Below are 15,489 nucleotides of genomic sequence, written 5' to 3' on the forward strand. Positions count from 1 at the left end.
CGAATTAACAATGAACAAAAACAAAAAAGAAAATGGACGGTCACTATTGGAGTAGCAAAAAGTAAGGTGTGTGAGAATTTATAATATAGCTATGGGTTTAATTAAAGGAATTATTAGTAATTTGTGGAGGTGAAAAAAATGGGAGAACATTTTAAGTCATTATCAGCAATATTTCCAATTATATTACAGAAGAAAGATAGTAATGTTCAAATTTTACTGCATCATAGAAAAAATACTGGCTATCAAGATGGGAAGTGGGATATAGCAGGCAGTGGACATGTTGACGAAGGTGAAACAGCTAAAATGGCTGTTGTGCGAGAATGTGAAGAAGAGTTGGGGATTGATGTGAATATTATAGATTTATCTTTTGTTCATTTATCTCATCGTGTTAGCAATAATGGAGGAAGAACATATTATGATATTTACTTTGTAGTTAATAAGTATGATGGTGCACCTAAAATTCTGGAATCAGATAAATGTTCAGAATTAAAGTGGTTTAAAATAAATGACCTTCCAGATGAAATTATTGATATTAGAAAAGCAGTACTTGACGACTATAGAAATAACATCCAATACAGTGAAGTAATTGAAATGTAAAACTGTGAAAGATTTAAATATCGAACTATTCATAAAAAATGAATTTGCAGTATTTTTTGTTACGCATTTTTCTTATATTGTAAAGCAACATATATTATTACAAAAAGAAATATATCAGTAATTAATCAACTTCCAATTATGCATATAATCAATTGCTAAGTAGTCTGTGATATTCATGATCACGGGCTTTTTTATTTAAGATTGGTTAGGAACATAGCATATGATGTTAATACTATATATGTTATAATTGGAATAATACGGGATAATAAAAATGTGATTTAAAAAGTATTTATATATTATAACAAATGGGAATATAGGAATGAAAACACCAATATTGGAAACAGATAGATTAGTATTGCGACCATTTTGTATGGAAGATGTACAAGATGTATTTGAGTGTTGGGAAAGAGACCCTGATGTAGCAAAATATATGTTATGGGAAAGTCATAATGAGATAAACAAAACTATTGAATGGGTAAGAAAAGAATTAAGTAAAATAGATGCTGATGATTGGTATAGGTGGGCAATTTTATTAAAGAAAACGGGAGATATACTGGGAACTGGATTGATTTAAGTAGATGAAGAGTACACAAAGTTTGAAATAGCATATAATCTTGGGAAAAAAGCATGGGGATTCGGATACACAACAGAAGCAATGCAGGCAATTATATAAAGATTAATTTTTTTTAATATAAAGGAGCTCTATAATCATGGTTTTAGAAAATAAAGCGTATATATTATGTATGTTTAACTGATGGGAGAGAAAGTATGAAAAAGATAACAAAATTGTTTACTAATATAAGAACTGAGGAGAACTGGCTTAACAAGCAGAAAGGTTGGAAGCTTATTTATACGAATGGCATACGCTATACATTTGAAGAGTGCTCTTGCGAATATAATTACGAGTATATATATTTTGATAAGAGTAAAAGGGAATTGGACAATATAAGAAAACAGATTATAGATAGTGACATTGAGCTTGTATGCAATTCATCAACTTGGGCTCTGTTCAGAAAAGATGCTGCAAAAGGGGAAATTCACGTTTATGCTGACAATTATCTGAAATATAAGATATTAATGAAAAAGTACAATTCATCTATGGCCTTAGGTGTATGCTACTTGTGCCTGGGTTCTTCTCAGATTGCGTTAGCGTCTACAGTGAACAGTTTATTTAGATTATCTTCCGCATTATTTTATTTAACTAGTTTTATGTTTTTTATAGCTGCTTCTTCATTTAAAAAGTATTCATTAGAATATGATGATGGTTCCAACGCTGACAGGATGAAATAAGAAAAATAGTTATACGCGCTTTTCATGTTCAACATCACATAACAAAACATTCCAGTTCACTTTGTCCTGAAAAGGCGGACAAAGCCACCTCAAAATTTTAAAATATAAGCCATATATTTAAAATGAATAAATAATTATGATTAAAGGGGGAGCTATGAGAAGATTGAAGATTGTTTTAAAGATTATACTATGTATTGCAATTGCATTGTGTGTAATAGGTTATGGATTCATTAGTGTGCTTATTACGCCTAAAAAAGTAGTTAGCAAAGGGCAACTTAAAGAACTTACTTCAGAGGAAAAGCTTGAGGATTTCAGATATATGTACAATATACTTAAAGATTCTTTTCCTTTTTTTAAGGTGGAAAAGGATAAGACAGGATTTGACTGGTTGGCTAATAAAGAAAAGTTTGAAAAGCAGATTGAAGCAACAAAAAGTAATGAAGAGTTCTACTATACATTGAGTGGAATTGTAAAGATGATACAAAATGGACATACTGGAGTAGTGACACCCAGCAGGTACTATGGTATGGCACAAAGTTATACTAGTATTATGAATCACCCTTGGGATACTGTACTTAATCAAAGCGGTGTTAAAAATAAGTATGAAACTTGGAAAAGTATTGTTAAAGAAAGTACAGATGTGCTTCCTGTTAAAATAAAATATGTAGAAGGTAAATATATAGCAACTGAGGATTATGATAATATTAAAAAAGGATATGTTTTGGAAACTATTAATGAAAAGCAGATAGATGAATATTTTAAAAGTAATCTGGATAAGTACTATCTTAACTATGATTATAAAAGGGATAAGCTTTATATAAGTTCCAATCTGATACTAGCGGAGAAAGATAAGGAGTATAGGGCTGTTTTTACAAATAAAGAAGGCGTGAAAATCACTGAAAAGTTTACTCCTATAGCCTATGAACAGAAGAGTTTAACTTCAACTGAGAGCTCTTCATGCCAGCAGAAAATAATAGAGCCAAATAAAATTGCTTATTTAAAGGTTAAATCTATGTCTAATATTACGCTTATAAGTGATCGCACGTTAATTTTAGAATTCTTTAAAAGCATTAAGGACTATCCATACCTTATTCTTGATATTAGAGGGAATGGGGGAGGAACTGATAACTATTGGGAGGAAAATGTAGTAGCGCCGCTAATAGTGAAGAAAACAAGCAGTATCAATGCAATGGCCTATAGGGGCAGTTATATAAAAACTTTTATGAGGGGCAGAGGAATAATAACTAAGCCAATTAGTGGGCTGCCTGAACAGTTTAAAAGTAGATATACTTCAGAAATGGAAAGTTTTATTACCGCCCCTACATCAGTAAGTCCAGAAAACTCAGTGGGATTTAATGGCAAGATTTTTTTATTGGTGGATGACGCAGTATATTCATCTTCAGAGTCTTTTGCAGCCTTTTGCAAAGGCACTGGCTTCGCTGAAATAGTTGGTACAAATACCGGAGGTGATGGCATAGGGATAGATCCTTGTGTTATGGCACTTCCTAACAGCGGTCTTGTAGTCAGGTTTAGTTTGGATATGGGTATAAATGCTGATAATACTGTTAATGAGCAGGCTCACACAAAGCCAGATATTTACGTAGAAACTACATATAATGATTTTCTTGAAGGTAAGGATACTATACTGAATAAAGCTGTGGAGCTGTGTAAATAAAGAATAGTCAAAACTTCATATAACAAAAAATTTCCTTTCAGCTTGGCTTGAAAAGACAACCAAGCTATACCTGCGACACTAAGCCAGGTTTGGATAAGTGAGTAATTTATAATCTTCATATATGATACACAATTGTAGGATATTATGAAGTAGGAGGTTTATCCTTATGCTTGAAATAACCAAGAAAATATTAATTAGTGCTTTAATTAAATTGAGAATTATTAAGAAAATTGAAGACAAAAATGAAAAAGATTTGACACCAGTTCACTGGTTTATTGTATTTTTTATTACAAGTTGTTTAAAAGATACAGTCAGTTAAATATGGAATCTCAATTTTTACCATCATGCTTTTTTTCACTAATGACTCTTTATCAAGTAATCCTATATGTGATAATTTGTTTACCAGTTTATTATATTGTATACGGAGTAAATAGGTTTATTTATTTTATGCGAAATGGAGATGTAATGTAGAAGATATTTAAAGTTACTTCGCAATCTTCTTAAATTGTGAAGTAATAATTGCTAATTCACAAATTGATAAACAAGAATTTATATAGGCTTTATTGATGCGTTCATGATTAAGACGGTATCAATATAAAATACAAAGGAGGATATATGTTATGGCACACGTAAAGGCGAATGGCATACTAATTGAATATGAAATTTATGGAAAGAAGACAAATCCTACAATAGTGCTTATTGCAGGAAATGGTGCTCAGCTAAATTTTTGGGAACCAGATTTTTGTGAAATGCTTGCAAAGGATAATTTACAAGTTATACGTTTTGATAACCGCGATGCGGGATTGTCTACAAAATTCGATGCGGCTGGTATTCCCGATATGAAAAGAATATATCAGGCAGCACAAGAGGGAAAACCAATTAAGACAGCATATACATTGGAAGATATGGCTGATGATGTGGCTGGTTTGCTAGATGCGTTGGGAATAGAGAAGGCTCACATCTGTGGTGCTTCTATGGGAGGCACGATTGCTCAGGTTTTTGCCTATAGGCATCCTTCGCGTATATGTAGTTTAATTTCTATTATGTCATCTACAGGTAATCCGAATAATCCTCAAATATCACCAGAAACATTAGCGATTGTTACAGCAACACCTCCAAATGTAAGGGATGAATATATTGATTATACTTTATGTATGTGGAAAAATATTCGGAGTAAGGGGTTCCCTTTTGAAGAAGAACGTGCAAGGCGGTATTGTGGAGAAAGCTATGATCGTTCTTATTATCCACAAGGAGCTGTACGCCAAAATGCAGCGTTGGTTGCTAATGGGGATAGGAGACAACACCTTTCATTATTAACAGTTCCGACGCTGGTAATTCATGGAACCGAGGATTTATTATTTCCTGTTGAAGCAGGAAAAGATACAGCACGCACAATACCTAATGCTAAATTACTTTTGATCGAAGGAATGGGACATGATATGCCTAAGGGAACATGGAAATGCATAGTCGAAGCAATTGCTAGTCAGGTAAACGATACGTTTCATTCATGTTAATTGGGAAAGATACAACCATGTTTATTATGTGTGCAGAAAATAGATTGATTATTATCGCAAATTCAAATTTGTAGTTAAGAGTTATTTCACATTTTTCTTATATGATGTACTCTGTTAAAGAACAGTGTTGATAATATACAATATTTTTGGAGAACTCATTGAAAAGTTCCCCAAATGCACATTTTAAACTTTATTTTGCTTTTGGCTCTGTTAAAAATTAATTACCATTCCCATGATAGATTAGTTGTACAACGCCAGAAGAGAACCTTCTGATATTAACCATTTTTAAATTCAATCTCTGTTTTATATCAATAAACAACGGTTTTCCTTCTCCCAAAATAACAGGGTGAATAGATAATCTAAATTCATCAACAAGCCCTAAATTTATAAAAGTTGTAATGAGACTTGCTCCTCCATATAGCCAAATGTCTTTACCAGGCTTATTCTTCAATTTATTTACTTCTTCAAGAATATTTTCATTTATAAATATTGCTTGATTATCAGTATTTATTTGTGTTCTGGAAAACACATATTTCTCTTTACTATGAACCAATTTCCAAATTTCTTTTTCATCATCAGAATCTTCATCTTTGGGAATATATTGTCCCCATAAATCGTAACTTTTTCTACCATATAAAATAGTGTCAATTTCATTCAAAAAATTAGTGAACCCCATATCAGTGTCCATAATGCACCAATCAACTTCTCCATTTTTCCCTTCAATAAAGCCATCTAAAGTAGTTGCTAAATCTAAAATTATTCTTCTCTGTTTTACGTTATTTGACAAAACTCTTCCTCCTTCTTATATTCTTCCTTGAAAAACTTTAATTGTGACACAATAATATGAAATTGTACATTTATGTAATTATACATCATATAATTACAAATATTTATACGATTTAAACATAGATTGCTTCTCTATACCTAAAATCCTTTAATTTTGTATCAATATGTGAGGTATGAGATTGCACAAGTAAATTTTTGCTCTTTATAGTATCTTTCTCTGTATTAAAGATTTCAAGCCATTTAAACCAATACATATATTTTATGCATACCCATATAGATGAGAGAAAGAAAAAACATTTTAGAAATGGTACTTTTACATATCTTCCAATATAGCTTTTGTTGTACTGATAATTTCATCGTAAGTTTTGCATTTGCTGACAGAAAGTACATGTGCTTCGTTGGTAAAAATGTTAATAAGCTGATTGAAAACTGAACGGAATATTTTGCGTTCATGATAAGCAATTCCTATTAAAATTACAAGTTTTACTGTTTCGTCATTCCATGTCTGACCTTTGTCGTAACAGGTAAAAGAAATAAAACTTTTATTTACCTGCTGACTAATGGAATGTGGAATGGCAATGCCGTTTTTAAAGCAAGTTGAAGAAAGTTTTTCCCGTTTTATTACCTCTTCAGGAAAAGAAGGCATAAAATAGTCAAGAGGCTCAATTTTATTTAAAATCTTATTAATAACCTGAAATTCATCAATACCTGTAAGGTTGGTGAAAAATAACTTTTCTCCAAACATGTATTTGAAGTCAGATTCAAATTGATCATATTTCTGCTTGTGAATAAGTACGTCCGTGTGTGAGCGAATTATGGAAATTTCACTTTCTGTAATGAAAGGTGAAATGAAAATAATATTCTTCTTTGGAATCTGAACTTCGCTAATAACAATATCTGCCTTAATATCCGAAGATTCATAGTTGTCAGCGGAAATACTGAACTTAATATTCAGTTGATCGTTAAACAATTTTTGAATCTTTTCAATGTTGTAACGATAAAATTCGTGATAATTTGAATAAACATAAATTGTAGAAAGTTTATTTTTATTGACCTGATTGCTTTCAAAGAAACTACCTATATGTAGGGCAATAAGAGAAATTTCATCCTGATTTATAATGTATCTTGTTTCAGTATAAATAATATCTGCTACAAAAACTGCTATATCGTATATTAATGGATAGGTCGACATAATTTCTTTTGCAAGAGGGGTATGAACAGAAAAATTTGTGTTGATACGCCTAAGCAGATTGTTGATATGTAGCATAAACCTTGTTATAAATATCTCGTCAAAATCGTCTAAAGCATAATATTCTTTGATTTTCAGCAATATAAGTTGCGTTAGATGTTCACTTTCATCAGTGATGTAAGCACTTATATTTTTAGTATTAACAAAATTGTAGTCTACAGTAGCAAGATTACATGACAAAAACATTGCCAAGTTTTGCTTCTCTGATTCAGAAAAAACAACATCATAATTTTCTTCAAGAAAAGAAACAGTACTTTCGGCAGCTTCTTTTTTCATATTTGTTGTAAGATTAGATGGTAAAAAATCTGTAATCTCACATTGCTGTTTAAGTCGGTCAATTGTGATAACAAGGTGAAGTGCAATGTTGTTAAGCGAATAATCATTAAAAGTAAAATGAGCTTCGTCAAATATTTTTTTAAGATTTTGTTTAAGAAAATCTATTTGATAGCTTTCGTTCAAATACTTTGTTTTATCACTGCTCATAAAATTTGCATAATAATCAGAGGTAATCAGATTACTTGTGAGCCGGCGCTTATCTTTCTCTGTTCCAAGTAGTGAAACCTCATCATTTTTGATTAACAAGTCTAAATTAAATGCAGATATATTTCGTCTTACTCTTATAAGATCGCGGTCAATAGTGGGTCTACTAACATAAAGTTCATCAGCCAAATCGAAAATATCTAAAGGCCTAGCAGATAAAAGTAACTTTGACAAAATGTTAGATATCCTATCTTTGGGAAGATATTCTGTGTGTTCAAATAGATGCATATACGATTCATAATCATCACACAAACAATATTTGTTGGAATCTATCTGAACAATAATTATATTAGGAGAAGTGCTTTCGTTAAGCTGCTTTATATAATTTTTTACTTGTTTTTCAGAAATTCCAAATTTATCAGAAATCCTTTTTATAGAGAGATTTCTTGATGAATGCTTTATGAAATAATCTAAAATATCTCTTGATTTATTTCGACGCATATGCTTCTCCTTTACATTTTTATTTATACAACATAATTAATTTATATAATAATACTTGAGAATTAAAAAATCAAACAATATCACCATATTTTAAATACCCAAAAGTGGTAATTAAAAAATTTGAGAAGTAAATAGTAAAAATATAAAATTTAAGAATACCAAACAACAAGGAGGAAATATCTATGGAAATTCTTTTCGTATGTGGCGGAGGTGCATCCAGCAGCTTTATAGCCCAAAATGTTAGAAAAGCAGGGAAAAATGCAGGAGTGGATGTTAATGTTGAAGCCGTTGGTGAGACAGAACTAGAGGATTATGCTAGCGGAAGAGATGTTATTTTGATTGGACCGCATCTTAAATATCTGGAAAATGATCTTGCTGAAATTATTGATGAATATGATGTGCCATTTGCATTTATAAGCGACCAGGATTACGCAAAAATGGACGGAGAATCAATCCTCAAGCAGGCACTTAAATTAGCAGAAAAATAAAGAAAAAAGAGGGGATAACATTATGAACAAACTTATTGATTGGATGACTAATTCATTCGGACCCAAAGCGGGGAAAATTGCAAAGAACCCTTGGATTGCATCAGTACAGGACACAATGATTTCTATTATGCCTGTTATGCTGATCAGTTCATTCATAACAATTTTATCAATTTTAAATGATTATATAAAGAATTTTCCGGATTTCTCATATATCAGTACTTTTACATTTGGATTGAGCAGTATTTTTGTTGCATTTTTAATACCAACATTTGTATTGGAAAAATATAAATTACCGAAGTACAAAAGACAAGCAGGACTTATGGGTGTTGCACTTATGTTCATGATGAGTCAGACCGTTTTTAACGCAGATGGAAACCTCGTAGTGTCAGCTGACAGAATCGGCTCAGGCGGAATGTTTGTAGCAATAGTTGCTGGATTGTTTACAGCATTAGTAATGAAATTTTTCAGTAAAAGAAGTTTGTTTAAGAAAGACACTCAGCTTCCTAAATTTTTAGTAGACAGTTTTGACAGTATTGCACCTATAGTTGTGATTATGATTATTGCATTTGTATTATGCCATATCTTGGGATTAGATCTTTACAAGTATATAAATATTGCATTATCACCATTAATTAATATTGCACAGAGCTTTGGAGGATTCGTTTTCATCATGTTCTTAATGTGCTTCTTCTATTCATTTGGATTAAGTCCTTGGCTTTTAACACCCGTTTATTACACAGTTGGTATGCAGGCTATAGCAGAGAATGCTAAAATGGTAGCAAACGGTGGAGTAGCTACATTAATCACAACAAATGAAGTATTTGGTGGTTGGATATGGTTAGGTGGTACAGGATGTACATTAATGTTATGTGTAATTTTTGTATTATTTACTAAGTCAGGAAAACTAAAAGGTTTAGGCAGGACATGTATTATTCCAGCAATATTTAATATAAATGAACCAATAGTTTATGGTTCTGTAGTATTTAACCCATTATTGATGATACCTATGTGGATGTGTGGAATTATAGTACCATCACTTACTTACATTGTATTTAAGCTTGGTATGGTAACTGTCCCATCAAAAAGCTTCCTTCTTTGGTATATGCCAGTAGGATTACAGACATACATGACAAACCATGACTTTAGAGGTCTGATTTTATTAGCTGTATTGCTTGCATTAACATTTATCATTTATTATCCATTTGTAAAAGCATATGACAAACAGTGTTTGAAGGAAGAAATGGACGAAAAAGTTAAGGAAGAAGAATTAGAAGCAAAAAAAGCAAAAAGAGTTTTATATGCTGAGTAATGATGTAACAAGGATTGAAAGTGAGGACAAGGAAATGACAACAGAAGAGATGAATGCACAGGCTATGGAAATCATAGTTAACGCAGGAAATGGAAGAACATTGTTAAATAAAGCATTAGAGGCTTTATATGAAGGAGACGAAGAACTTTATAATTCACACATGGAAGAGGCTAAAAAGGAAATGACAGCAGCACATGCTGCACAGACAAAAGTTCTTCAAAGCACTATTACAGATGAAGGAGTAAAGCCCAATATTTTATTTACACATGCACAGGACACATTAATGACAATCATGAGTGAGATGAATATTGCAAAACATCTGGCAAAGATAGTCAGAATGATTAAGGAGAGCAAATAATGGCTGTAAGCAGAAAAATCCTTTGGGGTGGAAGTATTGCAGCTCACCAGTGCGAAGGTGCTTATAAAGAGGATGGAAAAGGTCTTGGGATAATGGATGTGGTTACTACAGGAAGTGTGTCAGTTCCAAGAAGCTTTCATGATGAACTTAAAGAAGGTGGAACATATCCATCACATTATGGAATAGATTTTTATCATAAGTATAAGAAAGATATAGCATTGTTTGCAGAGGCTGGTTTTACAGCCCTGCGTATCTCCATAGACTGGGCAAGAATATATCCAAATGGTGATGATGCAGCACCTAATCAGGCAGGAATTGAGCATTACAGAGATGTAATAATGGAACTTAGAAGAAATGGTATTGAACCAATTGTAACCTTATTCCATTTTGAAATGCCTTTAAATATCGTAAAAAAATATGGTTCATGGGCAAGTAGGGAGACGGTTAATTTATATCTTCGTTACTGTGAAACAATATTTACAGAATTTAAGAATATTGTGACTTATTGGTCAACATTTAATGAAATGAATCATTTGGATGCAGACCTTTTACTTTCTGATTTCTTTACTTATATGAATACTGGATTATGTTATTCAAAGATTGAAAATCCAGCAAAGGTAATGGCTGAATGTGCCTATAATATGACTTTGTCAAGTGTGAAGGCAATAAACCTCGGACACAGAATAAATCCAGCTTTTCAGATTGGATGTGTATTTGGTTTAACACCATCATATGCAAAAACTTGTAATCCAGACGATTCAATTTTAGCTTTTAAAAATATGGAAAGAGACTGGTATCAGATTGATGCTATGTGCAAAGGAAGTTTTCCTGAGTATAAGTTAAACGAGTATAGAAAACGGGGAATTGAAATAAATATTTCTGATGAAGATAAAAAGGAGTATGCTGATTCTAAACTTGATTTTATGGGGGTAAACTATTATGCAAGCTCTGTGAGTACAGCTTTGAAATCTGACCATGAGGATGAAAACTTCTTCGGTGCTGTAAGCAATCCATATCTAAAGCAAAGTGACTGGGGATGGACTATTGACCCTAAAGGACTTAGATATCTATTAATGATGTTGGATAGAAGATATAATATTCCTATGATTATTACAGAAAATGGGCTAGGTGCTTTTGACAAAAAGGAAGAAGACGGTTTAGTGCACGACCAGTATAGAATTGATTATTTAAAGGATCATCTTGACGAACTTAAAAAGAGCATAAATGAAGATTGCGTTAACTGTTTTGGATATCTAATGTGGGGACCTATTGATTTAATAAGTGCCACAACAGGAGAAATGAAGAAAAGATACGGAATTATATATGTAGATCAGGATGACGAAGGAAATGGAACTCTTGAAAGAAGTAAAAAGGATTCATTTTACTGGTTCAGAGACTACACAAAAAACTGGAATAAATAATTGAACTTTTTTAAATGGATTTGGGAGCATTGATAATGATATCATTATTAATGCTCCCATTTCAAAGATTTAGGAGAGAGGTAAAGCAATAGCTGGATAAATCAAATAATATAAAAGTTACGGTAAATGAAATCTATATTGATTTTATCTAAGCAGCAGTTAGTTGCTTTCATTAAAAAAGAAATGGGGAAGAGAAAAATGAAAAAATTTGAATATGTAATTACAGAACCAGGAGGAATACATGCGAGACCAGCAGGAATGCTTGCTAAGGCAGCATTTAGATATAAGAGTATAATTACCATTGAAAAAGATGGAAAGAAGATAGATGTAAAAAGACTAATGGCTTTAATGGCATTAGCGGTAAAATGTGGTGAAACAGCAATTTTTACTATTGAAGGAGAGGATGAGGATATCGCTTCTACAGAACTGGAGATTTTTTGCAAAGAAAATCTATAACAGTATGAGGAAAATAGATGGAGAAATATATTTGAAAGGTATTTTATTTTTTATGTTAGGTTTATAACCTAATTCCCATCTATGCCATGTATGAAGAAGACGATCATTTATTAATGCATATCTCAGAAAAGCTTCTTGTTGTATAGCTATACATGAAATGTAGCTTATCTCCAATTTAAAGCAGTTAAGACACCACGGAAGTTTATTATAAGAAAAACTGATTGCATGTGTTCTAAAATATTTTCATATATTTATATGAAGAAAAAATATTTATAAGGGAGTTTCTATGTTTATTTATGTAGTTAAACAAGGTGATTTTCTATTCTCAATTGCCACAAAATATCAAGTTACTATGGATAGTATTCGCATATATAATGGATTAAGAACCGACAATTTAATACCAGGACAGGATTTGCTCATTCTAACAAATATGTATATTGTTCAACCTGGTGATTCGTTATACCTTATTTCTCAAATGAGTTCCATTCCAGTTGAAACTTTGCGCTTGGTAAATGGTTTACATTCAGATATGTTAATGGTAGGAATGCAGTTGTATTTACCTCCAAGAGCAAAATATGAGGCAGTAAACTCTAGCTTTATAGTACCTACTACGCCACAAGAAAACCAAAATAAAGTTCGTCAGTTTGCTCCTATTAATACTTTCTTTGGTATCTTTGAGTACCATATTTCAGAAGAGGGTAATTTGAGTACTTTAGATGATGAACAGCTTATTGAATTGAGTAGAAATCATAATGTAGCACCTCTTGCAGTTATTACAAACCTAACACCTACTGGATTTAGCTCACAAATAATAGAGGAAGTATTAAATACTCCTGTAAAAACTAATAATTTAATTAATAACATATACAATTTATTGAAAAGCAAAAACTATGCTGGTGTGAATATTGATTTTGAACTGGTACATGAAAATATAAGAGATTTATATAGTGATTTTCTGCGCAGGTTAAGAGAAAGATTAAAACCAGATGGATACTTTACAACTGTTGCAGTTCCAGCTAAAACAAATGATCTTGTACCTTGGCTAAAGGGGTATGATTACGGAGGAATTGGAGTGGCTGTAGATTATGTTTTTATTATGGCTTACGACTGGCATGAAACAAGCAGCCCACCTGGGCCTGTTGCTCCTATTAATGAGGTAAGGCAAACAATCGAGTATGCACTTTACCAGATGCCAAGAAATAAAATTATACTGGGTGTTCAGCGCTATGGGTACGACTGGACCATGTCTGATGGTAAAGTAATTGAGGCAACCTCCATTTCCACAGATGCTGCAGTAGGAACAGCTATAAAATATCAAGTGCCAATTCAGTATTCTACAGTGTATCAACAGCCTTTTTTTAACTACAGAGATAATGCAGGTTTTAGACATGAAGTGTGGTTTGAAAACGCTAGGGCTCGTAATAAAAAGCTTCAGCTAGTTGTTAACTATGGTCTGGCAGGCATAGGAGCTTGGCAATTAGGGCAACTCTTTATTCAATCTTATACATTAGTAAGCGAATATTTAATCGCAAAAAAAGTAATTTAATTTTATCTTGAAGCAAAAATCTTTTTCAGGCTGTAGATTTCCTTATCAACAGCCTGAAAATACATTAAATAAAAATGAAATTTAAGGTGCATAAAAAGTGATATATTATATTCGTAAGCGGTAAATAACTTGTCACATTGACAGCTATTTACCGCTTACGGTGTTTTGATAGAAAGATGATACTAATTAAATTCTACATCGTTCATTATTAGGATTCACCAGTATGAATGGGATAGAGATTTCCTTTAAATCCGAATGAAATCCCGCCTGTCTCTTCGGATACTACAAGTACGAGCGCATCACTTCGTTCGGATAAGCCTAAAGCAGAGCGGTGTCGAGTACCAAGTTTTTTGTCACCCACAATCCTATCAGTAAGTGGAAGAATATTTGCTGCCGAAACGATCTGATTACCACTTACCATGACAGCACCATCATGAAGTGGATTTCCTGGAAAGAATATGGATTCTAGCAGATTGTGTGTCAACTCAGCTCTGATTGAAATACCCGGCTGAACTAAATCGTCAAGGATATTTTCTCGTTGAATGACAATTAACCCACCATGCCTACGTTGAGACATATTTCGAACGCAAATGGATAATTCCAAATATTTATCTGTAAATGGAGATAGATAACAGTTTAAATAAAAACTAGAAGCTTTCATATCAATGTATATAAAATGCTCCTTAATTTTTTCCAAGTTTCCAAGTAGACAGTAATTTTCATTATCCATTGCATCTAAGTTTTTCTGTAATTCCAATATTACTTGGTGGATTTCATTTTTTATATTCTGTTTCATTGGGGAATAATCACAATCTTCATAGGACACGAATGTACACCTCCTACCATAGTTTGTTACAGCATGAAATTATTATGTATATCTATATTTCGGATTATTCAGTTATGAAATATCCAATACTTTTTCGAAAATAGAAACCGGGAAAATTATCTTATGAAATATGGTATACTAACACTAAAAGTGAGATTAATTTTCTTTAGAAGAAATAGGTTAAAATTATTTCAATCATTAAGATAATTATAGAACTATATAATATTCGAGGAGGTGTTTAATAATGGGGAAAAATCGTCTCGAAGCTTTCAGCGACGGTGTACTTGCTATTATCATCACTATAATGGTACTTCAAATGGATATTCCACATGGAAACAGTATAAAGGATCTTTTAACATTAATACCTAAATTTCTTAGTTATGTACTCAGCTACATTTATGTAGGAATTTATTGGAACAATCATCACCATATGATGCACACTGTTAGCAGGGTGTCAGGATCTATTTTATGGGCTAACATGCATTTGCTGTTCTGGCTGTCTCTTTTTCCTTTTTCTACTGGCTGGATGGGACAAAACAATTTTGCACCATGGCCTACAACACTGTATGGAATAGTGCTAGTAATGGCTGCTATAGCCTATCATATTCTGCAAGACATCATTATAAAAACTGAGGGAGAACAGTCAAAGCTAAAACAAGCAGTAGGTAAGGACTTGAAGGGGAAAGCATCTGTGGTTTTATATTTAGCGGGAGTTATCCTTGCTCCGATATGGACTTGGATTGCTCTGATTATTTATGCTGTTCTCGCATTTGTCTGGTTGATACCCGATCGACGAATTGAGAGAATTCTATATAGCCAGGGACACAAAACTGATTAAGTTAGCAAGGTATCATAATGCTTATATTCATCCACAACAAATTGAATAATGGTATGATTTATATAAAATTTTTTAATTAAATAAAATCTAGAAATAAAGGGAAACTAATCAATAGTAAATTTGTATTTTCACCTTATATTGGTATATGTTGATAA

Annotated in this window: 16 protein-coding genes; 13 read left to right on the forward strand and 3 right to left on the reverse strand. The window is 32.3% G+C overall.

From position 1 onward, the window contains the following. The first annotated feature begins 138 nt into the window (after positions 1-138). The 6 genes from ACJDUH_RS07690 (at position 139) to ACJDUH_RS07715 (ending at position 5,076) form a co-directional block, all read left to right on the forward strand. Entirely contained in the window at positions 139-597 is a 459-nt protein-coding gene (locus ACJDUH_RS07690; RefSeq protein WP_406764566.1) for an NUDIX hydrolase, read from the forward strand. 319 nt (positions 598-916) lie between these two features. Next, positions 917-1,171: a GNAT family N-acetyltransferase gene (locus tag ACJDUH_RS07695; protein WP_406764567.1), complete on the forward strand. Its 255-nt coding sequence runs from the start codon at positions 917-919 to the stop codon at positions 1,169-1,171. Positions 1,172-1,365: 194 nt separating this feature from the next. Then, positions 1,366-1,887, forward strand: coding sequence for a DUF2812 domain-containing protein (locus ACJDUH_RS07700; RefSeq protein WP_406764568.1), 522 nt, complete (start codon positions 1,366-1,368; stop codon positions 1,885-1,887). Between the two features lie 154 nt (positions 1,888-2,041). Further along, positions 2,042-3,562, forward strand: coding sequence for a S41 family peptidase (locus ACJDUH_RS07705; protein ID WP_406764569.1), 1,521 nt, complete (start codon positions 2,042-2,044; stop codon positions 3,560-3,562). Positions 3,563-3,728: 166 nt separating this feature from the next. Beyond that, positions 3,729-3,881 carry a hypothetical protein gene (locus ACJDUH_RS07710; protein ID WP_406764570.1) on the forward strand — a complete coding sequence of 51 codons (153 nt, stop codon included), beginning with the start codon at positions 3,729-3,731 and terminating at the stop codon, positions 3,879-3,881. A gap of 301 nt (positions 3,882-4,182) precedes the next feature. Continuing rightward, on the forward strand, positions 4,183-5,076 hold the full coding sequence (locus tag ACJDUH_RS07715; protein ID WP_406764571.1) for an alpha/beta fold hydrolase: 894 nt from the start codon (positions 4,183-4,185) through the stop codon (positions 5,074-5,076). 217 nt (positions 5,077-5,293) lie between these two features. Here ACJDUH_RS07715 and ACJDUH_RS07720 read toward each other — a convergent pair whose 3' ends face one another. Further along, positions 5,294-5,863 carry a dihydrofolate reductase family protein gene (locus ACJDUH_RS07720; protein WP_406764572.1) on the reverse strand — a complete coding sequence of 190 codons (570 nt, stop codon included), beginning with the start codon at positions 5,861-5,863 and terminating at the stop codon, positions 5,294-5,296. A 312-nt stretch (positions 5,864-6,175) separates the two neighbouring features. Then, on the reverse strand, positions 6,176-8,092 hold the full coding sequence (locus ACJDUH_RS07725) for a BglG family transcription antiterminator (protein WP_406764573.1): 1,917 nt from the start codon (positions 8,090-8,092) through the stop codon (positions 6,176-6,178). 182 nt (positions 8,093-8,274) lie between these two features. On the opposite strand from ACJDUH_RS07725, the gene ACJDUH_RS07730 reads away from it, so the two are divergent. The 6 genes from ACJDUH_RS07730 (at position 8,275) to ACJDUH_RS07755 (ending at position 13,670) form a co-directional block, all read left to right on the forward strand. Further along, the gene (locus ACJDUH_RS07730; protein ID WP_406764574.1) at positions 8,275-8,580 is read left to right on the forward strand and encodes a PTS sugar transporter subunit IIB; all 306 of its coding nucleotides are present in this window, start codon (positions 8,275-8,277) and stop codon (positions 8,578-8,580) included. Between the two features lie 22 nt (positions 8,581-8,602). Beyond that, the gene (locus ACJDUH_RS07735; protein ID WP_406764575.1) at positions 8,603-9,889 is read left to right on the forward strand and encodes a PTS sugar transporter subunit IIC; all 1,287 of its coding nucleotides are present in this window, start codon (positions 8,603-8,605) and stop codon (positions 9,887-9,889) included. Beyond that, positions 9,879-10,247: a PTS lactose/cellobiose transporter subunit IIA gene (locus tag ACJDUH_RS07740; protein ID WP_406764576.1), complete on the forward strand. Its 369-nt coding sequence runs from the start codon at positions 9,879-9,881 to the stop codon at positions 10,245-10,247. Before ACJDUH_RS07735 ends, ACJDUH_RS07740 begins: the two co-directional genes overlap by 11 nt. Further along, entirely contained in the window at positions 10,247-11,668 is a 1,422-nt protein-coding gene (locus ACJDUH_RS07745) for a glycoside hydrolase family 1 protein (RefSeq protein WP_406764577.1), read from the forward strand. Before ACJDUH_RS07740 ends, ACJDUH_RS07745 begins: the two co-directional genes overlap by 1 nt. 198 nt (positions 11,669-11,866) lie before the next feature. Continuing rightward, on the forward strand, positions 11,867-12,124 hold the full coding sequence (locus ACJDUH_RS07750; RefSeq protein ID WP_406764578.1) for an HPr family phosphocarrier protein: 258 nt from the start codon (positions 11,867-11,869) through the stop codon (positions 12,122-12,124). A gap of 286 nt (positions 12,125-12,410) precedes the next feature. Beyond that, positions 12,411-13,670, forward strand: a complete 1,260-nt coding sequence (locus ACJDUH_RS07755; protein WP_406764579.1) for a glycosyl hydrolase family 18 protein — start codon at positions 12,411-12,413, stop codon at positions 13,668-13,670. A 208-nt stretch (positions 13,671-13,878) separates the two neighbouring features. Here ACJDUH_RS07755 and cdaS read toward each other — a convergent pair whose 3' ends face one another. Then, the gene (gene cdaS, locus ACJDUH_RS07760) at positions 13,879-14,496 is read right to left on the reverse strand and encodes a sporulation-specific diadenylate cyclase CdaS (protein WP_406764580.1); all 618 of its coding nucleotides are present in this window, start codon (positions 14,494-14,496) and stop codon (positions 13,879-13,881) included. Between the two features lie 244 nt (positions 14,497-14,740). Here cdaS and ACJDUH_RS07765 point away from each other — a divergent pair, with 244 nt between their 5' ends. After that, a complete protein-coding gene (locus ACJDUH_RS07765) occupies positions 14,741-15,334 on the forward strand; it encodes a TMEM175 family protein (RefSeq protein WP_406764581.1) in 594 nt (197 codons plus the stop codon). Positions 15,335-15,489 lie beyond the last annotated feature (155 nt).

Source organism: Candidatus Clostridium radicumherbarum, from assembly GCF_045310525.1.
Lineage (GTDB): Bacteria > Bacillota > Clostridia > Clostridiales > Clostridiaceae > Clostridium_AT > Clostridium_AT radicumherbarum.